The sequence below is a fragment of the Synergistaceae bacterium genome, from assembly GCA_017443945.1.
GTDB lineage: Bacteria > Synergistota > Synergistia > Synergistales > Aminobacteriaceae > JAFUXM01.
The window spans coordinates 1-24,467 of the sequence record JAFSXS010000100.1 but is presented as its reverse complement, the minus strand read 5'-3'; the positions used below and the strand labels follow the sequence as shown (position 1 = coordinate 24,467).

The following is a 24,467-nucleotide window of genomic DNA, read 5'->3' as shown; positions in this document are numbered from 1 at the left end:
TCCACTGGTCGTCAAATTTTTCGTCCCAGTATGCATCAAGCCTATCAGTATAAAGCGAATAACTAGACAGCCAGTTAATAGCCGGGAAGTGTCTTTGATATGCGAGATTAGCATCAAGTCCCCAGAAAACTTTTGTAACGCGCAAAGTGTTTTGTGTGACGGGTTCTGACAAGTCGCCGCCGGGAGGTGATACCGCGCCTATAACTGTAATTGAACCTTCGCGGCCTTCTTTACCGTTTACGATACAACGTCCGGCCCTCTCGTAGAAACTTGCAAGACGAGTCCCCAAATACGCGGGATAACCTTCTTCGCCGGGCATTTCCTCAAGTCGTCCGGACATTTCGCGCAAAGCCTCGGCCCATCGGCTTGTAGAGTCTGCCATTAACGCGACTGAGTAACCCATATCACGATAATATTCTGCAAGTGTGATAGCTGTATAAACGCTTGCTTCACGAGCTGCAACAGGCATATTTGAAGTATTCGCTATAAGAGTCGTACGCTTCATTAAGGGCTGGCCTGTCTGAGGGTCATCAAGTTCGGGGAACTCAAGAAGAACGTCTGTCATCTCGTTACCTCGTTCACCGCAACCGACATAAACAACTATTTGAGCCTGCGCCCACTTTGCAAACTGGTGCTGAATAACTGTCTTCCCTGAACCGAACGGCCCCGGAACACATGCAGTCCCGCCCAAAGCAACCGGGAAAAATGCATCGACGACTCTTTGACCTGTTGTCATAGGTACATTAGGAGCAAGACGAGTCTTAACGGGTCTGGGCTTTCTGACCGGCCAGCGCTGTAACATTTTGATTTCGTGCTTTGTGCCGTTGTCATCGATTACTGCGATAACGTCCTCGATTGTATGCTCGCCCTTCTCGATTTTCGTAACTTTTCCCTTGATTCCATTAGGGACCATTATTCTATGCTCTACTACGACGGTTTCTTGAACGACTCCGAGCACATCACCTGCAATAACTTCATCACCGGCTTTAACTTTGGGCTCGAAATTCCATTTTTTATTTCTATCAAGTGCAGGGACGCTGATTCCTCGTGAAATAAAATGACTCTTTGCTGCCTTCTCGATTAATTCAAGCGGTCTCTGTATTCCGTCATAAAACTGTTCTATAATCCCCGGCCCAAGCTCAACGCTTAAAGGCTCTCCAGTTGAGACAACCGGCTCACCCGGCATTAATCCGGATGTTTCCTCGTAGACCTGAATCGAGGCTTTATCACCGTTGACCTCAAGTATTTCGCCGACTAGACCAAGCTCGCCAATGTGTACAACGTCCTGCATGCTTGCGCCTTCCATACCGCCAGCGACTACAAGAGAGCCGGAGATTCTCTCTATTACTCCTTTGATTTCTTTCTTCTCAGGCATTTAATATCTCCCGCCTCCAAAAATTTAACGTTCCGCAAAAATATCCATTCCAACGGCTTTTTCTACGCTGCCACGTATTGAAGCAAGCCCCGCACCTGTCGCCCCTGAAGGACTCGGCACTGGCAAAACGCTGGTCTGGTAATTGTCATTAACTTCTTCTACTTTGCTAGTGAACTCGACAAATAAATCTTCCTGAATGAATACTACTGCATAATCTTCACGTGCTAATTGCTCTAATGTGCTGCAAAATTTATCGCGCGTTTCAGGAGTTAATATAACACTTTTGACTCCTACAGCTTGAAAGGGTAAAGCCATCTCATAATAACCGATTGCGGCCATAGGCTTATTATCTGCCATTGCTCAAAAGCCTCCTTCCAAATTCGCGGTCTAATCCGCCTGCAACACAAACAAGAGCGACGCGCATATTTCTAGCTTCTGACTCTTTGTTCAGCAGATAAAGTAACACATTTGCAGGAGCGTCCATTGAATATTTTGCACTCTCAAGAACTCGAATCAAGTAATCATCAAGCGATTTCGATACTTCAGAGAGTGATAAATTAATGTCGCTTTCTGACTGCAACGCGCTTAACACTGACGCAATATCAGAATGTGAAAGCAGACGCGCCCATGACTCTTGGGGTTCATTAAGCAATTTTGCCATGTCATCGGCCCTGATTGTCCCTCCGTCGTGTAAAAACGGTAGAGCCTTTGCGCTTTCGTATTTCATTCGTGCGAGTCTTATAACGCTGCGTAAATTTTCTACATCAATGCGCGATTTAACCCAGTAAAGAATTTCGGGCATGTTCAGACCTTCTGCAACTTTCAATAACGCCTTAAACATTGCATCATCGATTAATAATTCGACTGACTGAGCGTTTTTCGTCTGATCCCAGAGCTGCCAGCATTTAGGCAATAAATCAGTGAGTCCATAGGGCAAGAATCCATATTCTTCGGTCTCGATCGCAAGTTTTAATTCTTCAGTGTCAATCGTCCCTAATTTCGAGAGCAAATCGTAACGCCTGCCCTCTGAGTCTCCGCCCCTGACCTTGAATAAACCCTTTAGCAGGACTTTCACATTATGAAAATCGTAAGGCAGCCTGAATATATCAAGCAATTCTTTATCAGGTACAAAAGTTTTCAGCTCTTCGCAAGTCGCTAAAATTTCCGAGTCAATGGCCTTATCAAAACTTGCCGCGCCCGAAATATACTGCGAATAACTTGTGTCGCCGAGTGCCTTTATTGCGTCATCAATGCCCGCGCTATCCATAAGACGCGAGAAAAACGCCGGTTCAAGCAAGTGATTTTCCATTCCCCGTATTCGTGCTACGGTATAAACGTAACTCACGGGCTTGCACCTCCTTACGCAAATAAACGCTTCACGACTTCAGTCTCTATATCTTCACGGGCATTAGCAATAAGCATATCCCATGAACAATTTGTGTCAATCTTATCATCACGAAGCACAAAACCGCCGCTGATAGGCAATTTTTCAGACGAAAGAGTCAGGCTCGTATTGTGTGAGGCATTATAACCGTCCAGCCAGCGTTGATCTAAATGTTTCTCGTTCTTGCCGACAAAGACGACTTCTTTTCCCGTTTTTACTGCCTGCTTCAATAAAGAATCAGCAAATTTCACGTATTTATCGGGTGCTAATTCTGTCATCTGCTTCAATGACGCGTCGAAAGCCTCACCGATTAAACGCTGCTTTACGCCTAAATCGATTCTTTTGCCGTCTAACTCTGCAACTATTTCACGTCTGCGCAAAACTTCGGGTTCTTCCTTTGCGAGTCTCGTCGCGTAAGAATCCTGCACGGCTTTAATTTCTGCGTTTACTTTGCGGCTGATGTCGCGAACTTTTGCGTCATTCTCTGCCTCAAGTGCTTTAATTTGTGCCTGTGAATCTGCTTTAATTTTTGCTTTGATGTCTGCAAGTGCCATTTATCAACACCTGCCTAATTAACCTACCTGAACTCCCATGAGCATTAATATACTCGTAAGAAGTGCAAGGACTGCATAAGTCTCGACCATTGCGGGGAGAATTACTGCTTTACCCATTGCTTCAGGCTTCTTTGAAATCATCTGAATTGATGCCGCTGATGTCTTGCCCTGCCAAATTGCTGAATACCAGCCGACAACTGCTATCGGAAGACATGACGCGAAAATCTGCAAGCCCTGATTCCAATTTAATGCAACTGCACCCGCGCCGCCGAGAAGTCCTATTTTGCTTAACACAAAGAATGCGATTAAGAGTCCGTAAATTCCCTGTGTGCCGGGTAACGCCTGAAGAATCAAGCATGAACCGAATTTGTTAGGATCCTCTGTCATAACTCCTGCTGCTGCTCCTCCTGCGATACCGATTCCAATTGCTGACCCTATGCCGGCTAGAGCTGCTGCTAATGCTGCCCCGAACAGTGCGAGTGAAAGTCCAAGAAGTTCCATAATGATAAACACTTTCCTTTCGAGTAAAAAATTTTTATTTCTACGCCTTCACATTTACATATTCTTGTGAGAGCGTCAACGGGGTAAACGGTTCTCCGCCGCCCGTGTAAAATTTGCCGAAAAATTCGACGTATTGAAGCCTTAACGGGTGTACAAAACTTCCAAGCATGTTTATTGCTATGCTGAAAATATGTCCGCCGATTACAACTACTACTGCAACAAGCCAGCCGATATATGGAATATCAGAAGCAAGCCCGCCCAGCAAATTAATTACTACTCCGATTACTGCAGAGCCGAAACCCAGTGCTAATAATCTGCTGTAGCTCAAAATGTCGCCTAAATATGACGTTGCGCCATATAAAGCTAAGAATCCGGAAATTATGCGCTTGAAAATATTTCTCTCGCCTTTGCCAGCGTACAAGAAAATAATTATTGCTCCGAGTCCTGCCATCGCTGCACCAATCTGCTCAAAGTGTGCCGGTAACATTCCGCCCATAGTTACACCCAGTAAGCACAAGCCCACTATAAACAAGAACCATGAAATATCGTTTCCGATCGCGTCAATAAATTCGCCGTGTCTCATCTTGTCATATGCTGCAATTAAGAGTCCGAACATCAAGTGAATCACACCTAATAATAACGAGATTCCTAATACCTGCATGGGATTCTTCATCGGATCAACGAGCATTAAAGAATTTTTCAACGGCACTAACGGAGGCAAGAACGCATCAATAAAATCTCCGAAGAATGAGCCCGATATTACACCGTAAATGAATGTTGACACCGAGCAGAATAAAAATAGTCTGATAAATTCTTTCAGGCCGCCGGAAATTTTCTTGTACTTCTTCAAGACGTACATAATCGTACCGAACAAAACAAGCGCGTAACCTGCATCACCCAAGCACATCCCGAAAAATATCCAGAAAAATGGAGCTAATAACGGAGTCGGGTCAATGCCTCTATATGTCGGCGATGAATATAATTCCGTCAATACATTAAAGGGTTTGACCATGTTGCCGTTATTTAACAAGCTCGGCGGTTCCTCGTCGGGTGCAGGGTCATTCAATACAAGTTCAATATCTGTGCTGACTGCGTTAATTTTTTCGCTTAAATCCTGAGTCTTATCAACAGGAATCCAAAATTTTGTCAGCATTGTTGATTCAGTCTCTTCACTTTTTGACATGCCGTTATAACGCACTGACAAGCTATTATAGTAATCAGAAAGTTTTTGCACTGCCGGCACGTTTAATTGTGCAGCTTCCTTCAATTTTGCAGCTAACTCGATTTCTTTAGCTTCAAGTTCGGTGATTGAGGCTGAATATTTTTCCTGCTCCTCTTCTGCTGTTCCTGTGAGACTTGCAGGCACATCAATAATTGATAATCCATTTTTCGCGCAAATTTCCCGAATTTCAGAGTCAATATTACGCGAATAAATCACAGCGGCGTAAACATCCTGTGCTTTGTCTTTCTCGTTGTGAGGAGCGATTATTAATTCACTGTCCTGCGCAAATTTCGAGAAATCGCCCAGAGCCGCATTTAACCCGGTTAGATTCTCGGCCTTGATAGTTCCGATTACGGCCGTAAGAGTGCGGGTGCCTTCTGTTACAACTGAAATGGGATAAGGCAAAAATTTAAGGTCTGACAGCAATAAAGAATTAGAGCGCGCTTCAGATAACTTAGATTTTACTTCTCCGATTTCGTGTTCAATTGCGCGAATAGACTCGCACAACGCTTTCAAATCCGTTTTTGATGCAAGCTCCTTAAGTTCGGACATAGTAACTTCGTCTCGTTCACCCAACATTCTATCGAGTGCCGGAACCGGATCGACATACAAAGGCGAAAGAGTACGCGTCAAATAACGAACATCAGCGAGCTTTTCATCAGTCATAGAGATTAGAGATTCAATATCAGCAGGTTTATTATTTTCTGCAACGGTGCTGATGATTTGACATGCTCCAGACTCCTGAAGTATTGCCGCAATTTGTTCATGAACGGATTTGTGATAATACAGTTCTGCTTTCTTAAGCCTGGCTACTCCCATATTTCTTCATCACCTCTTCCGTTATGAATGAAGCAGCTGCAGGGATTTTGTCCTTATGTTTAGCGTAGAAAGATTTTGCGTCTGCCTCACGTTTTGAGAGTGCGGCGGTTGCTTTTGTCTCTGCGGCCTCTTCTGCTCTGCGGATCTTGTCTCTGAATTGCCGCGCGGCGTTCTGTCGTGCTTCCTTCAGTGAGTTTTCTGCGTCTGCACTTGCTCTATTAAGTTTGCGGGCTGCGTCTTCTCTAGCTTTCTGCACTGATTCAGCTGCCTGAGTCTCTGCTGCCTTAATCTCGGCTATTGTAGGGTTGTCCGCCATTTTGTAATGTTCACCTCCAGTCAATAATGCGTCATAATTTGGAATTAATACCGGTCTATTATACAAAAAATTTATTCGCATTCAACAGTTAAAGCACTTAGCTTATAATATTTGCAATTAAATTCACGAAGGGAGTCAAATTTTTCATGAAAGATGTATATAAACTCTTGAAATCTTTTATTTTGTTTTGTGTGTTCTCGATAATTATTGCGGGCGGAGTTGCTTTATTAATGCGGACTTCTTTATTTGAGTGGCAAAAAATTTTTCTTTACCGCTTAATGTATCTTGAGGCCGTGTGCTGTGTTGTGCTGCTTTGCTTGATGATTGTACGTAAAATTACTAAGGGGGGGGGGGGGACTTCCGGATTTGACTTGCATTCTTCAGTGATGACTCTTGCAATATCGGCTTTATTCACGGCATTATTTTTTTCAGTCGGAATAGTATCAATTGACAGATCTTATACAATTTATTATTTGTCATACATGAACGATAACTCAGAAAAATTATATTCGACGCAGGAACTTCAACAACAATTTATAGACGGCTATCTTGTAAAAGCTAATGAGACTCAAAAACGTATATCAGAACAACTTGCAATAGGCAATATCGAGCAAAATTCTTCAGGTAAGTACAGAATCACAGAAAAAGGTAAACGCTTAATAAAATTTTTCAGAACGTTAGAATTTATCTTCCCTTGTCCTGACAAAAACAGCATTTATCCTGTGCAATAATTTCATAGGGAGGCGGGCGGGAAAAAACATTTTGTGCGATTCATGAACGTTTAAAAATTTTTGTGTCTCGTGATATAAAATTATTCGTGAAAAAATTGCGCGTTAATAAAAAATTTTTCTGTGCTAAGTCATGCAAGCTAATAAATGAATCAACATTTTTGTAGTTGCAAATGTAGTTGTAAAAATATTTTCTTGTCTCGTAAATTAATCGGGAAAAAATTTATAATTTATTATATCATTAATGACAGAATAAATTATCATGAAGAAGGCTATATTTACGTAATGGAAAATTTATCGCGTTTAGTGCAGGATACTTCAGCAGCTTTTAACTCGTCGGGCTACGCATTTTTTCACATAGAGTCGCATATATTCTGCATTATTATGGCGGTAATATTATTTATCTGTCAGCAGAATTCTTCGGATCAGGCAGGAGCGCGAATAATCTGGAGCAGGCTTTTACTTGTGCAGGTATTATATTTTCTCGCAAAAATATTTAGAGTCCTTGTTGACATAAATATATTCACTAGTTCTGACACATTGCAGTATGTAGCGGCATGCATAAATTTTGTTTGTTTCGGGCTTATTTGCTTGCTTGGGTTTATTTACAGTGAACTACGGCAGGATACGAAAATTTTTGCTGCTCTGAGAAATAAAATTTTTTCCGCGCTTCCATTTGCGTTAAATATATTGATTCTGGTCTTGAGTCCGTTATATATTGACATTCAGGACGATTCAATATTTTATTTAGTGCACATGATAAATTTATTCTACCCTTTTGCGGCGTTAGTGCGTTCGTTTTCGCGTTTGGGAGCGATAAATAAATTTGCGTTCTACCCTGTATTGATAGTAATTTTCGGGCCTGTGCAGTTATTAAATCCTAGACTGCCGTTATTATGCTTTGTAATGCTGACTGCTGATTTGCTTGTTTATATTTATTACGTTGACAGCTTAATATCAATTGACCCATTGACGAAGATTCATAACAGAAACGGTTTTATCAGGGACTTGACGAATAAATTTAATTTGGGCGAACGTGAAAATTTGTATTTATTTGCGATCGATATAGAGGACTTAAGCTCGATTAACAGGCGGTTCGGACGGCTTGAGGGCGACAGGGCGTTAATTATCACTGCGAAGGCGTTAAAAGATTTCAGCGAAAACGAGTATTTATGCATTGCTGCAAGATATTACGGCGACGAATTTATGATAATTGCAAATATCGACAATAACGAGCTTGAATTATTCACGGAACGTATACGAAATTATGTAATAAACTCTGCTGCCAAGAACAAATTAAAATATTTCCTGCGCGTAAATATAGGTTTTGCGAAATACGAAAATTACAGCCGTACAGAAACAATTTCAGGATTAATCAACGAGGCCGTAAGATCGCTCAACGAGGCACGCGAACAAAGACGATAAAGCAAATCCCCCGGCAATAAATAATTAACCGGAGGAAAAATTTTTTACATTTCTGCGCGTTCGATAGCTACAATTCCTGTGCGTGCAAGCTCGATAATCCCGAACTCCTTTAATAAACTTTCAAACGCTGAAGTCTTCTGATCGTCCCCAGTAACAGAAAGAGTCAAAGAGTCGTGAGTTATATCAATTACTGATCCTCTGAAAATATTTGCTATCTGCATTATTTCATTTCTTGCTGCCCTGTCTGCTGCATGAACGCGGACGAGCATTAATTCACGCCTTATAGCCTTTGACGGGTCAAGAATTTCGACATAATGAATCGGGACTAATTTTCGTAATTGGCTGCAAAGTAATTTGATTCTCTCTTCGTCGGAATAAATTTCTATTGTGAAGCGAGTAACATTTTGATCCACTGTCCAGCCCGCTGCTATTGTCTCAATGTTATAGCCCTTGCGTGAAAATAAATGCGCGAGTTGCGACAAGACTCCGGCCTCGTTATCCATTGCAGTAACGATTGTATAACGCTTTAAATTTTGATTTGATTCTTTTGCCTGCATGATGATTCACCCCTAATCTAACATGAAATTAACGATGAAACTATTTCCGCCGACCATTGGCCGTACCATCTCGTCAATATCAATTTTGCAGTCAATAACCCAGCCGAGTCCGTCAGCACGAGAATTAACAGCCTCAGTCAAGACCGCACGCAATGACTCGACATCATGAACGCTCCTGCCGTGAATTCCGTAAGCGTCTGCAAGTTTTGCGAAGTCAGGGCCTCGATTTAGAGTCGTCTGTGAGTATCTCTCGTTATAAATTAAATGCTGCCATTGTCTGACCATGCCTAATGTCGAATTATTGAATAAAAGCGTTATTATCGGGAGCTTGTAAAATTGTTCTGTTGCTAGTTCGTTGCAGTTCATTCTAAAGCTGCCGTCGCCTGTAACGTGTAAAACTGTTTTGTCAGGGTTGCCAACTTGCGCGCCTATTGCAGCACCGAGTCCGAATCCCATTGTGCCGAAACCTCCTGATGTGATTAACTGTCCGGGATAATCGAATTTAAAATGTTGAATCGCCCACATTTGATGTTGTCCTACGTCTGTAGTAACGATTGTATCATTTGGCAAAATTTCAGCTGCTGCCGATAAAATCTGCTTGGGAGTCAAAGTCTCGTGATTCGGGTCGTCGTCGTATTCTGTTTCTCGCTTGAATGAGAAAACGTAATTTTTCCATGCGTCATTTTTCTTGTCCCGCTTTAATTTCACGAGCAGGAGATTTAAAATTTTCTTAGCGTCGCCGATTATGTGCAGGTCTGATTTAATGTTCTTGTCGATTTCTGACGCGTCTATATCGATTTGCACGATTTTGGCATTTTTCGCGAAACCTGCCGGATTAAGTGTAACCCTGTCCGAGAATCTGCAACCGACGGAAATTAATAAATCGCACGCATCACACGCCATATTTGACGCTTGAGAACCGTGCATACCGATCATGCCCGTTTTTAAATCGCTGTCTCCGGGAAAAGCTCCGCCGCCCATAACTGTTATTGCGACAGGTGAATCAATTCGCGCTGCAAGAGTCCGAAATTCCTGCGAGGCCTTAGCACGTACGACTCCGCCTCCGCAAATTAATAAAGGTTTGTCGGACTTGTCAATTAATTCTGCGAGTTCGTCAATAGCGTTTAAATCAATTTCAGGATAACCGACGCTAGGATGATGAGTCTTTCTGAGTCTTTCGATTCTGCTGCCTGTGCTCATGTAAAATTCTTCGGGCGTTACGGGATAATATTCGCATTCTTCAGCGGTTGCATTTTTCTGTATGTCAATCAAAACCGGGCCCGGTCTGCCTGATTTCGCGATGGCAAATGCTTCTCTGACAGTGTCGGCTAAATTTTCAACTTTGCTGACTATGTACGAACATTTTGTAATTGGAAGAGTTACGCCGGTGATATCGACTTCTTGAAATGAGTCGCGGCCTATTAAATCGCTGTTAACGTTGCACGTGATGAATACTACAGGAGCCGAGTCCATATATGCTGTAGCTACACCTGTTGCAAGATTCGTAGAGCCTGGGCCTGAAGTAGCAAAGCAGACTCCGACTTTACCTGTTGAGCGCGCATAACCGTCAGCAGCGTGTGAAGCTCCTTGCTCGTGAGCTGTCAAAATGTGCTTGATTTCCTTGTGATCAAATAATTTGTCATAAACGTTCAAAATAGCTCCGCCGGGATAGCCGAAAATAGTATCTACTCCCTGTTCGATTAGACATTGCATTAATATTTCAGAGCCGTTTATTTTCATGTATGTATTATTCAAGAACTATAATTCCCCTCGAGTTAAAAATTTTCATACAAGTATATTATAATTTATGAATATTTAAAGGAGGCAAAATTTTTAATGGACATAGAATATTTATTATGGCTGCAAAATTTTCGAGACGCAACGGACAATATTTTAACGCCGTTCTTCAATGCAGTAACGACTTTAGCAGCTACAGGACTTATTTGTATTCCGATATTTATTTACTGGTGCATAAACAAGCGGGACGGGCTTTATATTCTTGTGTCGCAGAAAGTGAGCAGGTTTATTAATTCCATAGTTAAATTAACTTGCTGTGTATATCGTCCATGGATAAGAGATTCACGAGTTATCCCCGACAAAATTGCTATAAAGGGTGCAAGCGGCTATTCATTTCCGAGCGGGCACGTAATGGACTCAGCGCCTATTTACGGCGGACTCGCTGTAATTTACAGGAAAAAAGCGGCGTTAATTTCATGGTTGTGCGTTATAGCGATTATATTAACTGCGTTGTCAAGAAATTATTTAGGCGTTCACACCCCGCAAGATGTTGTAGTAGGTGTAATTTTGGCGGTGTTCTCGATATGGATAACGGGAAAAATTTTTGAATATATTTACGCTCATCCGGAGAAAGAAAATTTTTTGCTTGTTTCGGGCTTGATAGTTTGTGTGATTGCATTGCTTTATATCGAGCTGAAATCTTACCCGATGAATTATGACTCAAACGGTAAATTATTAGTTGACCCCGTAAGCATGGTAAAATCTTCACTTCCGAATATAGGAGAAGTGGCCGGCTTATTAATCGGGCGTTATCTCGACAAAAAATTTATAAAGTTTCAGCATACAGGATTTAATTTCAGGGGCGTTTTGCTTGGTTTAGTGGGCATGACGATTTATATTTTGATATTTATAGAGTTCAGGAGCATATTTAACGCGTCTGAAGTGCTGAGATTCTCAAGAGGTCTGCTTAGTATGTTATACATTATTGCGGTGTGGCCTGCTGTGATGAAAATTTTTGCGGCCGTAAGTCCAGCTCAATGCAAATAATTTATCGCGCGAAGTCGTTCGTTCTGCCCACCCACCCACCCGGATTGAAGGGGTAGCGCGAACGTGCAAAAGTTTTTAGTGCAATTACTATAAATCGCGTGCAGTTCTCTTGAAATGAAAAATTTTCGGGAGGGCTGTAATTTTTTTTACGACTACAAAAATTTTTGCTGTCAATGCGAAAATAGCTCAATAATTTTTTTGCGCGTGATATAAGCAAAGTCTTTCGGAAACGTGCATTTATAACTACGGGCGGGGAAAAACGAGTCACACATATACAACAAATTTCAAGTTTTAATATATATGCGCTCAACAAAAATATTTTGTCATAGTTTTACGAAAATGTTTATTAGCTTGATAAAATATTCCCGCTGCTTTGAATTTGTACACGACATTAAAAGATTATTGAGGTCTTGAACATTTACGGGCTTGAGCCATTTATTGAGGAGTCATCAGCTGCTACTCTTGTCCGCAATATAAGCACATGACATAATTTGCGGTGCTGACACAAAAAGTTTTTACTGCTATTAAAGTGTGCTGATTATAAAAAATTTTAACCCGCGATTACAGATATAGTCAACGCAAAAATAAAAAAATTTATCGCCATTAATGTATAACTCCCCCCTTTCTGCACATGAGTCGCGCTAGTATTCGAGATTATTAACCGGCTCGCTTAACTCCCTGTAAATCATAATTATCACAGCAAGAGATACTATAAATGTGAGTCCATCACTGGCAGGCATTGACCACAAAACGCCGTCAAGTCCCATAAAAATCGGCATCAAAATCGTTAGTCCCGCACCAAAAATTATTTCACGAATCATCGACAGCCCCGCAGAAATATACGGCCGTCCCATTGCCTGAATAAATATAAATGCAGCCTTATTCACGCACGCAAGCACTATAAAGCATAAATAAGTCCTGAAGCACTTAACCGTAAAATCTGCATAATAAACACTTTCGCCCGACGCTCCGAATAAATTTGCGATATTAGCCGGGAAAAATTCAACTATAACAAATGCAATCAAGCCAATTACAGTCTCACAAGTCAATAACAGCGAAAATAATTTTTTGACTCTGTCATGTCTTCCTGCTCCCATGTTGAAACCTGTTATAGGTGTACAGCTCGCAGAGAGTCCTACAACTATAGAAATTACAATTTGAAAGAATTTCATAACGATTCCGATTACCGCCATTGGAATCTGCGAAAACTCCGGCTGACTGAAAACGGGATCTAATGCGCCGTACTTCTTTATCATGAGATTTACTGCTGCAACACTGATTACAAGTGAAATTTGTGATAGAAAACTGCACATACCAAGCGGCAGATAACGCTTCATTAATGCAGGATTATACGAGAGATTAGCGCGCGAAAATTTTACGGCCTTCATTTTGCAGAAAATATAACGTGCTGACATAAACGCCGTGAAAATCTGCCCTAAAATCGTAGCAAGTGCCGCACCCATCATCCCCAAGTGAAACGCAAAAATAAATATCGGATCGAGAATTATATTTATCCCTGCCCCCATTAGAGTCGAAAACATTACGTAATTTGGGCTTCCGTCAGCTGATATAATCGGGTTCATAGCTTGGCCGAAAACGTAAAAAGGTATTCCCGGAATTATGAACGCAAAATATTCAAGCGCAAAATTAAATGTCTCGTCGTTAATTCTTCCGCCGAAAAAAGTTAACAGCTCTTCACGGAAAATATAATATACAACTGCGATAATTATTCCCGTCGTTGAAGAAAGTAAAACCGCACTCCCAACTGTGTCGCCCGCCTGCTTGATATTTCTTGCGCCTAGACTCATGCTCACAAAAGCGCAGACCCCGTCGCCTATTAAAAGCGTGAAGGCAAGTGCTATTACTGTCAATGGGAAGACTACATTATTTGCTGCGTTACCGTTCGAGCCTAAATAATCAGCGTTTGCTATAAAAATTTGGTCGACTATGTTATATAATGCTGCTACTAACAAAGAAATTATTAACGGAACAGAATATTTTATTAACAGTTTGCTGACCGGTTCGCGTTCGAGAAAATCATTTGGATTCAAGTTAATACACCTTCCGAGTAAAAATTTTTCGCTCGGACTTACGCAAATTAATTGCTGCACAGCACGAAATATTATATCACCGTGAACGCATAAGAAATTTAGTGTAGAATATAGGCAAAATTATAACTCAAGGAGGGGTTAATCAATGTCAATGCAAATCGTACAGACCAGCAGCATAATAAATACTTCTGGTTTTGTCAGCAGGCTTGAAAGGGGATTCACTATTAAACGGGTCGACACTCAATATTTGCACGTCAGAGAGCCTATAATGGTTCAGCGTCCCAAGATCGAAGATTTTAATAATCTCGTTGTAGTTCATGACCAGATCGAGCAGTATGTTTAACTTCATGTGATTGTCCCCTCTCCGTTGTTTTGCTTTATTTCTCGCGCTGGAGAGGGTATATAATTACTTTCATTAATATTTCATTCATAATAGGAGGTTAAGAAATTGAGACTCAAGAAATTAGCAGCGTTATTTTTCTTGGCAGCTACATTATCAGTTTGTTTTTGCGCGACTGCTTTAGCTGCTTATCGTTATGCACCGCCGCCCCGCCCTAATTACGGCCCGACTCCGCCCCCCCCGCCTCCTCCTCCACCGCCACCGCCCGGTTATATAATGCGTGAACGCGCACGAAGAGACCAAATGCGCTGGGAAGCAGAACGCAGAGAACTTGACCGCTTGGAATGGGAAAGGCGCGAATACGATCGCAGGCAGTACGAGGAACAAATGAGACGCGATTACGAACGCAGGCGCAGACATGACAGAGAAGCTAGAATCATGGGCGATATTCTCACGGAAATAATAAGAAATAACCGCGACTAAAGGAGGACGATAAAATGAAATTTTCTACAAAACTTTTTGCAATTTTTGCGTTAGTCGTTCTCATGGCGGGAAGTTCTTTCGCGGAAGTTAATTCGCCTGCTGACCTCAAAAGCGCAAAGGTCGGAGTCGAAAACGCTTCAGCAGCCCACGAGATTATTAACGAAATGCTCAAAGACTCGCACGATAATATTTTTGTGTACGAAAATGTTTCCGCACTCGTTGAAGCCCTCAGAATGAAACTTATTGATGCAGCTGTACTCGATGAGACTCCTGCTAGATATTTTCTGATTAATTATGACGGCTTGAAAGTTTTGCACGAACCTGTTGCAAGTTTTTATTACGGAATAGCTTTCAAGAAGGGCAATAAATTACGCGATGACGTAAACAAAGCTCTCACGGAAATTAAAGACGAGGGAACTTTAGCGCACATTATCGCAAAATATATCAATGCAGAACCAGACCCCGCAGGAATCGACTTCAACAAAGGTGCAAAGGGCGGAAAACTTTGGCTTGGGTGTTCGGCTGTGTTTCCTCCTTATGAAGTCAGGACAGAAAACGGCTTTGCTGGCATTGATATTGAATTATGCGCGGCGATTGCGAAAAAGTTAGACAAAGAACTTGTTGTGATTGACTGCCGGTTTGAAATTTTGCCCGAAGCTCTCGAATCAGGCCGAATCGATATGATTTGTTCAGCTTTCACTATTAATGAAGAACGTCAAAAAGTTATGGATTTCTCTGACCCTTACGACGCGGATCAAGAAGTAATTTTAGTCCTCGCCGATAAACCGGAGTCAGCTGACAAGAAGTAACAGAAAAAATTTTTTCTCCCTCGTGTAAAAGCGGGGGAATTATTTATGCAAGGAGGTTAATTAATTGAGATTAAAAACTTTAGCAGCTTCATTTGTAATAACAGCAATTTTTTCGGGAGTAAGTTTTGCTTCTACGTCAATAATTCCGCCCGAAGCAATTAAACGCATTCCAGCCCCGCAGCCGCCGAGAGTCAAGCCTGCACCAGTACAGCCAAGACCGCAGCCGCCAGTGAGACCGAATGTCCCTCCGAGAGTCAATCCTGCACCAGTACATCCGCGACCAGTACCGCCAGTAAAACCGAATGTTCCGCCGAGAGTCAATCCCGGAGCAATAGGGAGACCTTCTACACCATTACCGCACAGACCGCAGCCGCCAGTTGTGAGACCTGAACCGCCTAGACCTAGATTCAATCCGAGACCAGAACCGCCGAGAGTCGCCCCTCGTCCTGTTCCGCCTAATCGTCCACAAAGGCCGACACCTCAAGAAATACGCGAGGAACAATTAAGACGTGAACGCGCAAGACTCGAACAAAGACGCTGGGAAGAAGAACGCCGCAGAATGTTAAGACGGGGAGGAAGATAATATGAAATTTTTTGCAAGATTTATATTTATTACAGCAATAATCGCTTTAATGGCGTGTTCTGCCTTTGCTGGAGTCTCTACCCTTGACGACCTTAAATCAGCTAAAGTCGGCGTAGTTCGTTCATCAATCGCAGAGTCATTATTGCGCGGAATCATGATAGAAAGCCAAGACAAAATTTTAACGTATAATGACCTCACGACTCTTTTTGCTGGACTCAAATCCGGCGAAGTTGACGCTGTTGTAATGGACGAGTCGCCCGCAAGATTCTTTATGGCCAATGAAACCGGCTTAAAGATTTTGCCCGAAACACTCGAAAGCACTTATTACGGAATCGCATTCAAAAAGGGTAACACTTTGCGCGACGACGTAAACAAGGCACTTGCTGAACTCAAAGAGGACGGCACATTGTCAACTATAATCTCTAAATATCTTCATGTTGATGAACCTGACCCCGAAGCAATAGAGTTCAATCAAGGTGCAGAAGGCGGAAAACTCTGGGTTGGGTGTTCTGCTGTGTTCCCTCCGTATGAAATGCGCACTGATAAAGGCTTTGCGGGAATTGATATCGAATTATGCGCGGCAATTGCGAAAAAGTTAAACAAAGAGCTTGTTGTTGTCGATTACAGATTTAGCATTCTCCCTGAAGCACTCGAGTCAGGCCGAATCGATATGATTTGCTCAGCATTCAACATAACTGAAGAACGCGAAAAAGTTATGGATTTCTCCGAGCCCTACGACGCAGACCAGCAGGTTATATTAGTTCTCGCTGATAAGTAACAATCAATTTACATAATTTACACGTGCCCTCCGATTAAAACGGGGGGTATAATTTTTTGCGAGGTGAAATTTTTATTATGAAGAAAATTTTATTAGCGTTATTAGTATTAATTCTTACAGTTTCGGCAGCGTCTGCATTTTCCGGGCGTTCAAGAGAAGTTATCGCACTTCAGAGCGGCATTACAAGCGGCGTAACAGTGAGCGGCAATGCAATTTTATTCGGCACAGAAACCGGCGATATTTACGCAATCGACAAGACTTCAGGCCGTATGATCTGGGGCTATAGAGTCGCAGGCTCAATAAAGGGAACTCCGGCAATTTCCGGCGGCAACGTAATTTTTGCTGACGGTGAAGGCGTTGTAACATGTCTGCGAGTCTCTGACGGCGCATTTATCTGGCAAAATCTCCCGATTACATCAGATAGCGTTTCTTCTACTATGAATGACGGCGTAACAGTCGGCGGAGGCATGATCTTATTCACACGCGATGACGGAAATTTATACGCAGTTGACGCGAAAAACGGCAATAATTTATGGACATTTGCCGGCGGAGTCCAGAGAGTCAGAGTCGCCCCCGGTTATGGCGAAGATACTATATTTTTAGGCGGTTATGACGGAAAACTTGACATCATTTCACCCAACAACGGCAAAAGAATCGGCGGAGGCGGTGCAGGCGGTGCAATTAATACCCCAGTCGTAGTAAACGGCAATGTATATTTTTCTGCGTGGGACGGCTCTGTCCAGTCAGTAAAAATTAAAGGTATTGTCCCAGAGTGGCACACAAAAGTTTCTGATGTTGTTACAACTGCTCCAGCTGTCAGCAGTAATCATGTAGTTGTCGGCACAGGAAGAGGCACAGTCGCAGCTCTTGACGCAAAATCAGGCAAAATTTTATGGGAGTCAGATTTAAGCGGTGCTTCTGGCGGAGAAATCAGCGGCAATATCGTAATTTCAGGCGGACTCGTTTTTGCAGGAACATCAAGCGGAACTCTTTACGTTCTTGACGGCAACACCGGCGCAGTAAGATTTAATCTCAATGTCGGCGGTTATCCTCATATTGCAGACGATAACGGAACTATTTACGTAACCGGAGGCCATTCACTTTATGTGCTTCAGTAAAATTTTTGCGGCATTAGTAATAATGTCATTATTTCAAGTCAGGGCGTTTGCAGGCGAGAAAACCGCGCAGACTCCCTGGCTTAATACTAATTTAATCGGAGCAGTAAAGAATAATGATTATCACCCGTCATTGAAAAACGATTTTTACGGAGCTGTCAATTATGAGTGGCTGATTAACGCGAAATTAAAGCCGGGCTACTCACGCACAGGAGCATTCACAGAGCTTCAGGACGAATTAGACGCAAATTTACGCGCAATAATGACCGACAAATCTTTAACCGGCCATGACGCAGAAATCGTACAAAATTTATATTCTCTCTGGCTCGACTGGGACAAACGAAATAAAAACGGTCTCGGCGATTTACCCGAATTAATTCGCGAAATTGAAGCAATAAAGACTCTTGATGATCTCAACAAATTTTTTATGTCAAAGACGAGCTTTAATAACAGCTTAGTAATTGCTGATTTCGGACTCGGACTCGACAACAAAGACTCTGAATCTTACAATCTTGAATTAGTACCGACCGGCTTATCACTGGGAGACTCGGCAGAATATAAAAATTTATCAACAAACGGAGCGCGCACGAAAAAATTTAATGACTCTGTAGCTAATTATATGCTCAGGCGTTTAGGCTATGACGAGTCAAAAATTTCAGGCATTATTGCAAGTGCTTTCGAGTTCGAGAAAAAAATTGCTGCTCACATGATGAACGTTAATGAGCTTGAGTCCCCTGAAGCTATCGAGAAAACTTATAACCCGCTTTCACTTGATGATTTGCGCGAGAAATCTAAAATTTTCCCCTTCGCTGACATAATAGAGGCTCACAAAGCAAATTCAAGACTCATGAACCTCCAACAACCCGAATGGTTAAAGGCTTTGAATGATTTATACACGAGCGAAAATCTTGACTCAATTAAAGCATATCTAATCAGGAACCTTGCAAGCTCCTACATGGGAAAAATCGACGAGCCCGCATATAGAGAACTTCAGCGATTATCAAACGAGCGCAACGGCACTAAAGGCAGCAAGCCCGATAATGAAATCGCAGTAGATTTTGTTCACGGCAATTTATCTGTTCCGGTCTCTAAATTATACCTGTCTAAACATGTCAGCAGCCAGACAAAAGACGAGATTACTCAAATTATGCGCGATACAGTGAAATTTTATCGTGAAATGCTCAAATCTGAAAAATGGCTCTCCGAACAAACCCGCGCAAAAGCAATCGAGAAACTTGACTCAATGAGGCTTAATTCTGCTTATCCTGATAAATGGGTCGATTATTCCGACTTGACAATAAATCCAAACGGGACATTGTTAGAAGCTCTCGAGTCAATTCGCGATTTCGGCATCAAGAAATATTTTTATGACCGTCTGAACACTAAAGTAGACCACGATTTATGGATCTCTGATGTTACAGTCGTAAATGCCTATTACAAGCCTTCAGAAAACTCGATTAACATTATAGCCGGCATTCTGGGAGGAGATTTCTATAATTCTTCAATGTCTTATGAGCAGAAACTCGGCGCTATCGGAATGGTAATCGGTCATGAAATTTCTCATGCATTCGACACACGCGGCGCACAATTCGACAAAACCGGCAATATGTTCATGTGGTGGACTGCTGAAGACTTCAAAGAATTTAACGAACGCGCAGACAGGCTCATAAAATATTTAAGCACAATGATAGTTGATGATACCGGAACGCACTATAACGGCGCACTTGTTCACACTGAGACAATAGCAGACATGACCGGCATTAAAGCAATGTTAGGTATAGCTGCAAGTCATAAAGGGTTTGACTATGATAAATTTTTCAGACAGTACGCTAAAATCTGGAAGTTAGTGCAGACCCGCGAAAGAATCGACAGTTTGTTAAAATTTGATGTTCACGCGATGCCCTATATCAGAGTCAATGCAATAGTGCAGCAATTCCCGGAATTTTTCGATACATATAAAATTGTGTCTGGCGATGAAATGTATTTAGCTCCTGACTCGCGCGTTGCAGTCTGGTAATATAAAGCGTTTACACAATATTTCGCCATTATTGCACTAAAATATAATATAACAGAATCAAGCCGCCGCCTCGCCCCACCCGCCCACCCTGCTCGGCGGCGGAAACTCCTTCACCATTCACGCATTTATCAGCAAATTCACTCTATCAGCTGTAAAAAATTTCTGCTAAGATTTATAACTTCAATGGGAGGTGGAAATTTTTATGAACAAGATAATCACGATTGGGCGCGAGTTCGGCAGCGGTGGTCGTGAAGTTGGCCGCAAACTTGCCGAGATTCTCAAAGTTGCATATTACGACCGCGAAATTATATCGGAAATAGCAAAGCGCACGTCTCTATCAGAGAAATACGTTCAAAATGTCGCGGAACATAGACCCGTTATCCCGTTTCCGATTCATACGGGGCGGACTTTCTGGGCGGTAATTCCGGATTATAATCAATCTGTGCAGCAGGAACAGCATAATATAATCCGTGAAATGGCTTCAAAATCTGACTGCATTATCGTAGGACGAGGGGCAGATTATATTTTACGCGAGCTTAACCCGTTTAGATTATTCATTTATTCGGACATGAACAGCAAAATTAAACGGTGTCAGGCAAATAAAAGCAGTGATTACGAGAAAGGCGCAGGAATGTCAGAAAATGAGCTTGCTAAACGAATCGAGCAGATTAATAAATCACGTGCAGATTATTACGAGTTCTACACCGGACAAAAATGGGGCGATAAAGCTAATTACGATATTTGTATTAATACAGGAAATATAGAACCTGCTAAAATAGCAGAGTTTGTCGCTAAAATTTGCTAAAATCTATACACCAAATTCTTTATCTTAAACGAGGAGATGAATACATTGAGAAATTATTTAGACGTCCTTGAAAAGGTCGAAGAAACTGGCACAAAAGCCTGGCTTGTCGGCGATACTGTCAGAATGCTTGAAATGGGAATACAACCGGAAATTATTACTCTCGCTGTAGATTCTGATGATATGTACGGAATATCTAAAGCTCTCGGAACCGGCACAGTTGACTCACGCGGCCCCTTCCCAGCTCTGCGCGGAGAAATTATGAGCGTTCCTTTCAGGGCATTCGGTCTCAGAGGCGCGACAATTGAAGACGATTTAGCCTTCCGTGATTTAAGCATTGAAGCTATTGCTATACGTTCTGACGGCGGAATGATTGACCCATTCGGAGGCAGATTCGATATTCGCAATAAAGTTATTAGACTCACCGGCGATAATGTCGAATTAATCGAGGCTGACCCGTTGAGAATTTTGCGTATGCTCCGTTTTGCTGCTGAATTTGAGATGGATATTTTCTGGAAGAGCGACACCGACGTAAGAAAATTTTTAGACGTTCACGCAGATAGAATGAAGGATATTCCCCAAGAACGCTGGGGACGCGAAATCATGAAGGGACTCAGCAGACGGCCTCACAGATTCATAAAAATGTGCGACGATTATAGATTATTGCCCTATTTCCTGAAGGAGCTTGACGAACTTAAATATATTCCCGACGGTAAAGGCAGCAATCTTTATCAGCATGTTTTGACAGTCCTGCAAGTAATTGAGTCACGCCTCGACACAAATAAATTAATGCAGAGCGACTCTTTTGTCTTGTCCGGACTCTTCCAGCATATCGGCACTAAGACTCTTGACGGCTCAGACAGAACAAAGCTAACAGACCGCAGAATAACTGATTATATGACACGCTGGAATATCCCGTCAGAAACTATTGATGAAGTAATTGCAACTCTCGACAGCTACAAAACTTTTTATAACCCCGTATCAGAAGAAAAATTCTGTGAGGACGTTCTCGAATTTTCACGCGATGCAATAGAAGTAGCTCTTCAATTTGCAAAATCTGTTGCTTATGCAGGAGGTTTCGCGGAAGAATACAGCGACGTTCTTGATAATAACTCATGGAATTTAAAGCAGGTTCTACGCAGATTCAATAATGTAAGGCTGCAAACAGAAGGCTCTACACGCTACATGACCGGCCGTGAAGTAATGACGCTCTTAAACATGAAACCGGGACGCAGAGTCGGTGAACTTCTTGACGGTCTCGATATGGCAGTAGGTACAGGAAAAGTCAGCAGTCGTGCAGGTGCAGAGGCTTGGCTGAGGGCGCAGACAGCGTGAACGATACTATAGCGGCAATCTCTACAGCGTTGGGCGAAGGAGGAATCGCAATAATAAGAGTCTCCGGGCTCGACGCTTTTACTATTTCCGGGAAAATCTTATCCCGCAAAAATTTTGATACTCCCGGAAAATTATATTTAACAAATTTATTGGACGACTCGCAAAATATTATAGATAGAGTCTTGGCTGTGAGATTCAACGCTCCTAACACGTATACAGGTGAAAATCTCGCAGAAATTCACACTCACGGGGGAATATTAATCGCCCGGTTATGTCTTGATTTATTGCTCAAAAACGGCGCAAGACCAGCAGACCCCGGAGAATTTACACGACGCGCATTCATTAACGGCCGAATCGATTTATCACAAGCTGAAGGAGTCTTAACGCTCATTAAATCACGCAGCATTGAAGCACTTCACGCAGCAGCAAGAACTCTCAACGGCGAATTATCAAAAATTGCTCATAATATCCACGACAAAATTTTAGACATTCAGGGAAGTATTGAAATCGGCTTAGACTTTCCGGAGGGCGAAATTTACGAGAGCGATATTTTATTACGGCTTGAAGGTGTCATTAATGAGCTTGAAAATTTAATCTCGCGTTGTTCAGCTGGTATGCTGTTAAATGAAGGAGTAAGAGTCGTTATTGCTGGGTCTCCTAATGTCGGCAAATCGTCGCTGCTAAATGCTTTACTCGGCAAAAACCGCGCAATTGTTACGGACATTCCCGGCACAACCCGCGATATTATCAATGAGAGCATAATTATTAACGGCGTTCCCGTGATATTAACTGATACAGCAGGACTCAGAAAATCAGATGATGTTATAGAATCTGAAGGAATAAAGCTCGCTCAATCGGCCATAAATGACAGTGATATTTGCTTGTACGTAATTGATTCTTCGCGCGAATTAAATAATGACGAGAAAATTTTTATTGACTCACTCAATGACAGAAGTATTATTATTCTCAACAAGTCAGACTTAACGCAGGTGAATCAGCAAATTAATTCAGAACGCGAACAAATTTCTATTTCTGCAAAAAATTTAACCGGCCTCGATGAATTAAAGGCTTTAATTTACCGTATTGCATGTAAAGATTCGTTATTGTCGTCGGGACTTAATACCAGCGCAGGACAGTTAGAGACTCTTAATAGTGCGCTTGACTCATTGAGGAACGCTAGAGACTCAATTATTAACTGCATGGGAGAAGACATTACAGCCGGATTATTAAATTCTGCAAGGCTCGATTTATTGCGCGTGCTTGGCCTCGATCCCAGCGATGAATTACTTGACTCCATGTTCAGCCGATTTTGTGTAGGGAAATAAATTAACTGTAATTACTGCAAAAATTTATGTGGAGATTAACGCAAAATTTCATGATTACAGGAACCCTCAAGAATAAAGATGACACAGACAACGGGCAAAAATATTCAGGACTCCATTTTCCCAGATTCTAAAATCGATCAGTCAATGCGATGGAGCAATTTTATTCATGATGACCCCGCCGGAATTACAGCCAGCTCCCTGACTTTGACGAAAACGGGAATATAAATACAACCCCTACAACATAAACGAGACTATTTCAACATTTGCCCAATACATGAGCGACGCAAATTTTATGATTTCTACTCCGCAATTACTCGATAAAATTATTCGTGGGCTTAATGGGTGATAGACTTAGGGCGATGTTTATGAGTACATGTTAAGTAGACTCAGCACTGCCGGCAGAAATGGCTAATTCAGGACTTCGCGTCAAATTATTCATATGATGATAGAAATTATCAAGCGGCTGTTACTCCTGAAGAACTAGAAAATTTCAGAGAGCCGGCCTTCACTGGTTTTGACACCGATAGAACAATGTTAAGAATTTCAGCAATGAATCGCCGGAAATTATTTATCTCGACAGCGTTTCAAAGAATAACGATGCAGCCGGAAAATTTTAAATAGCCCTTCAAGGGTACTATTGACGCAGAAATAATCAACAAAAATTTAACTGTTCTCACTGACACAAGAAAACGGAATCCGAAATTTAGTATTTGCAAGGTTTCATTTTTCTAATTACACAAAATTTTGGACAAACCTATCTTACGATTATATGCCTTCTGATTATCAGTGAGTGGAACTTTTTTCCTGCGTCTTATTGGATGAAGACTATTTTTATGAATCTTTCTGATACCCTGATAATCCTTATCTGCTATTAAACTTGTATGTTCTGATAATGGTAGTTCGCTCTGCTTAAATAATTACGGCCTCCGCAAAAATCTACAGCAAAAATTTCCCCTGTAATATAATTTATTACTATTTGAGCTTTTCTGTGTATTTCTTTTTCTTGCTGCTGTAGTATTCTGATGTCCGTCCCCTTTTTAGCCGCTTAATTTCACATTCAGTTTGGTGTTATCCTAATAAAGTGGACAGCAAAATAAGAAATTTAGGAAGGAGACATAAAATATGAGAACTCGTTCAGTAAAATATAATGATGAATTCAAAAAG

At 41.9% G+C, this 24,467-nt stretch carries 25 protein-coding genes; 14 read left to right on the top strand and 11 right to left on the bottom strand.

The annotated features are described in order from the left end of the window. The 7 genes from IJT21_10390 to IJT21_10360 all read right to left on the bottom strand — a co-directional run. The coding region (locus IJT21_10390) for a V-type ATP synthase subunit A (protein MBQ7578659.1) at nucleotides 1-1,375 on the bottom strand (1,375 nt) is incomplete at its 3' end. A gap of 24 nt (nucleotides 1,376-1,399) precedes the next feature. After that, nucleotides 1,400-1,732, bottom strand: coding sequence for a V-type ATP synthase subunit F (locus IJT21_10385; protein ID MBQ7578658.1), 333 nt, complete (start codon nucleotides 1,730-1,732; stop codon nucleotides 1,400-1,402). After that, nucleotides 1,722-2,720, bottom strand: coding sequence for a V-type ATPase subunit (locus tag IJT21_10380; protein ID MBQ7578657.1), 999 nt, complete (start codon nucleotides 2,718-2,720; stop codon nucleotides 1,722-1,724). The genes IJT21_10385 and IJT21_10380 overlap by 11 nt, the downstream gene beginning before the upstream one ends. 14 nt (nucleotides 2,721-2,734) lie before the next feature. Then, on the bottom strand, nucleotides 2,735-3,313 hold the full coding sequence (locus tag IJT21_10375; GenBank protein ID MBQ7578656.1) for a V-type ATP synthase subunit E: 579 nt from the start codon (nucleotides 3,311-3,313) through the stop codon (nucleotides 2,735-2,737). 18 nt (nucleotides 3,314-3,331) lie between these two features. Continuing rightward, a complete protein-coding gene (locus tag IJT21_10370) occupies nucleotides 3,332-3,814 on the bottom strand; it encodes a V-type ATP synthase subunit K (GenBank protein MBQ7578655.1) in 483 nt (160 codons plus the stop codon). A 40-nt stretch (nucleotides 3,815-3,854) separates the two neighbouring features. Then, the gene (locus IJT21_10365) at nucleotides 3,855-5,855 is read right to left on the bottom strand and encodes a V-type ATP synthase subunit I (GenBank protein ID MBQ7578654.1); all 2,001 of its coding nucleotides are present in this window, start codon (nucleotides 5,853-5,855) and stop codon (nucleotides 3,855-3,857) included. After that, entirely contained in the window at nucleotides 5,836-6,252 is a 417-nt protein-coding gene (locus IJT21_10360) for a hypothetical protein (GenBank protein ID MBQ7578653.1), read from the bottom strand. The genes IJT21_10365 and IJT21_10360 overlap by 20 nt, the downstream gene beginning before the upstream one ends. A 65-nt stretch (nucleotides 6,253-6,317) precedes the next feature. Between IJT21_10360 and IJT21_10355 the strand changes: the two genes are divergently transcribed. After that, complete coding sequence (locus IJT21_10355) at nucleotides 6,318-6,902, top strand: hypothetical protein (protein MBQ7578652.1); 585 nt, start codon at nucleotides 6,318-6,320, stop codon at nucleotides 6,900-6,902. Between the two features lie 192 nt (nucleotides 6,903-7,094). After that, nucleotides 7,095-8,324: a GGDEF domain-containing protein gene (locus IJT21_10350; GenBank protein ID MBQ7578651.1), complete on the top strand. Its 1,230-nt coding sequence runs from the start codon at nucleotides 7,095-7,097 to the stop codon at nucleotides 8,322-8,324. Nucleotides 8,325-8,368: 44 nt separating this feature from the next. Here IJT21_10350 and ilvN read toward each other — a convergent pair whose 3' ends face one another. Together ilvN and ilvB are read right to left on the bottom strand one after the other, a co-directional pair. Continuing rightward, nucleotides 8,369-8,881, bottom strand: coding sequence for an acetolactate synthase small subunit (gene ilvN / locus IJT21_10345; protein MBQ7578650.1), 513 nt, complete (start codon nucleotides 8,879-8,881; stop codon nucleotides 8,369-8,371). 12 nt (nucleotides 8,882-8,893) lie between these two features. Continuing rightward, nucleotides 8,894-10,636, bottom strand: coding sequence for a biosynthetic-type acetolactate synthase large subunit (ilvB, locus tag IJT21_10340; GenBank protein MBQ7578649.1), 1,743 nt, complete (start codon nucleotides 10,634-10,636; stop codon nucleotides 8,894-8,896). Between the two features lie 81 nt (nucleotides 10,637-10,717). Here ilvB and IJT21_10335 point away from each other — a divergent pair, with 81 nt between their 5' ends. Continuing rightward, entirely contained in the window at nucleotides 10,718-11,665 is a 948-nt protein-coding gene (locus IJT21_10335; protein MBQ7578648.1) for a phosphatase PAP2 family protein, read from the top strand. A gap of 641 nt (nucleotides 11,666-12,306) precedes the next feature. Here IJT21_10335 and IJT21_10330 read toward each other — a convergent pair. Then, nucleotides 12,307-13,716 carry an MATE family efflux transporter gene (locus tag IJT21_10330; GenBank protein MBQ7578647.1) on the bottom strand — a complete coding sequence of 470 codons (1,410 nt, stop codon included), beginning with the start codon at nucleotides 13,714-13,716 and terminating at the stop codon, nucleotides 12,307-12,309. 145 nt (nucleotides 13,717-13,861) lie between these two features. On the opposite strand from IJT21_10330, the gene IJT21_10325 reads away from it, so the two are divergent. From IJT21_10325 to IJT21_10315, 3 genes are all read left to right on the top strand, one after another. Next, on the top strand, nucleotides 13,862-14,059 hold the full coding sequence (locus tag IJT21_10325; protein ID MBQ7578646.1) for a hypothetical protein: 198 nt from the start codon (nucleotides 13,862-13,864) through the stop codon (nucleotides 14,057-14,059). Nucleotides 14,060-14,164: 105 nt separating this feature from the next. Beyond that, a complete protein-coding gene (locus IJT21_10320) occupies nucleotides 14,165-14,539 on the top strand; it encodes a hypothetical protein (protein ID MBQ7578645.1) in 375 nt (124 codons plus the stop codon). A 14-nt stretch (nucleotides 14,540-14,553) separates the two neighbouring features. Next, nucleotides 14,554-15,348: a transporter substrate-binding domain-containing protein gene (locus IJT21_10315; protein MBQ7578644.1), complete on the top strand. Its 795-nt coding sequence runs from the start codon at nucleotides 14,554-14,556 to the stop codon at nucleotides 15,346-15,348. A gap of 60 nt (nucleotides 15,349-15,408) precedes the next feature. On the opposite strand, the gene IJT21_10310 is transcribed toward IJT21_10315, so the two are convergent. Beyond that, the gene (locus IJT21_10310) at nucleotides 15,409-15,759 is read right to left on the bottom strand and encodes a hypothetical protein (protein MBQ7578643.1); all 351 of its coding nucleotides are present in this window, start codon (nucleotides 15,757-15,759) and stop codon (nucleotides 15,409-15,411) included. Between IJT21_10310 and IJT21_10305 the strand changes: the two genes are divergently transcribed. The 8 genes from IJT21_10305 (at nucleotide 15,728) to IJT21_10270 (ending at nucleotide 23,528) form a co-directional block, all read left to right on the top strand. After that, on the top strand, nucleotides 15,728-15,931 hold the full coding sequence (locus IJT21_10305; protein MBQ7578642.1) for a hypothetical protein: 204 nt from the start codon (nucleotides 15,728-15,730) through the stop codon (nucleotides 15,929-15,931). The two genes, IJT21_10310 and IJT21_10305, sit on opposite strands and share 32 nt — an antisense overlap. 1 nt (nucleotide 15,932) lies before the next feature. Continuing rightward, entirely contained in the window at nucleotides 15,933-16,709 is a 777-nt protein-coding gene (locus IJT21_10300; protein MBQ7578641.1) for a transporter substrate-binding domain-containing protein, read from the top strand. 77 nt (nucleotides 16,710-16,786) lie between these two features. After that, nucleotides 16,787-17,827 (top strand): PQQ-binding-like beta-propeller repeat protein, encoded by a 1,041-nt coding sequence (locus tag IJT21_10295; protein MBQ7578640.1) that lies wholly within the window; start codon nucleotides 16,787-16,789, stop codon nucleotides 17,825-17,827. After that, nucleotides 17,814-19,841 (top strand): M13 family metallopeptidase, encoded by a 2,028-nt coding sequence (locus IJT21_10290; GenBank protein ID MBQ7578639.1) that lies wholly within the window; start codon nucleotides 17,814-17,816, stop codon nucleotides 19,839-19,841. The genes IJT21_10295 and IJT21_10290 overlap by 14 nt, the downstream gene beginning before the upstream one ends. A gap of 202 nt (nucleotides 19,842-20,043) precedes the next feature. Continuing rightward, nucleotides 20,044-20,646, top strand: coding sequence for a cytidylate kinase-like family protein (locus tag IJT21_10285; GenBank protein MBQ7578638.1), 603 nt, complete (start codon nucleotides 20,044-20,046; stop codon nucleotides 20,644-20,646). Nucleotides 20,647-20,691: 45 nt separating this feature from the next. Then, on the top strand, nucleotides 20,692-21,978 hold the full coding sequence (locus tag IJT21_10280; protein MBQ7578637.1) for a CCA tRNA nucleotidyltransferase: 1,287 nt from the start codon (nucleotides 20,692-20,694) through the stop codon (nucleotides 21,976-21,978). After that, nucleotides 21,954-23,303, top strand: coding sequence for a tRNA uridine-5-carboxymethylaminomethyl(34) synthesis GTPase MnmE (mnmE, locus tag IJT21_10275; GenBank protein ID MBQ7578636.1), 1,350 nt, complete (start codon nucleotides 21,954-21,956; stop codon nucleotides 23,301-23,303). Before IJT21_10280 ends, mnmE begins: the two co-directional genes overlap by 25 nt. Nucleotides 23,304-23,381: 78 nt before the next feature. Next, the gene (locus tag IJT21_10270; protein ID MBQ7578635.1) at nucleotides 23,382-23,528 is read left to right on the top strand and encodes a hypothetical protein; all 147 of its coding nucleotides are present in this window, start codon (nucleotides 23,382-23,384) and stop codon (nucleotides 23,526-23,528) included. Nucleotides 23,529-24,467 lie beyond the last annotated feature (939 nt).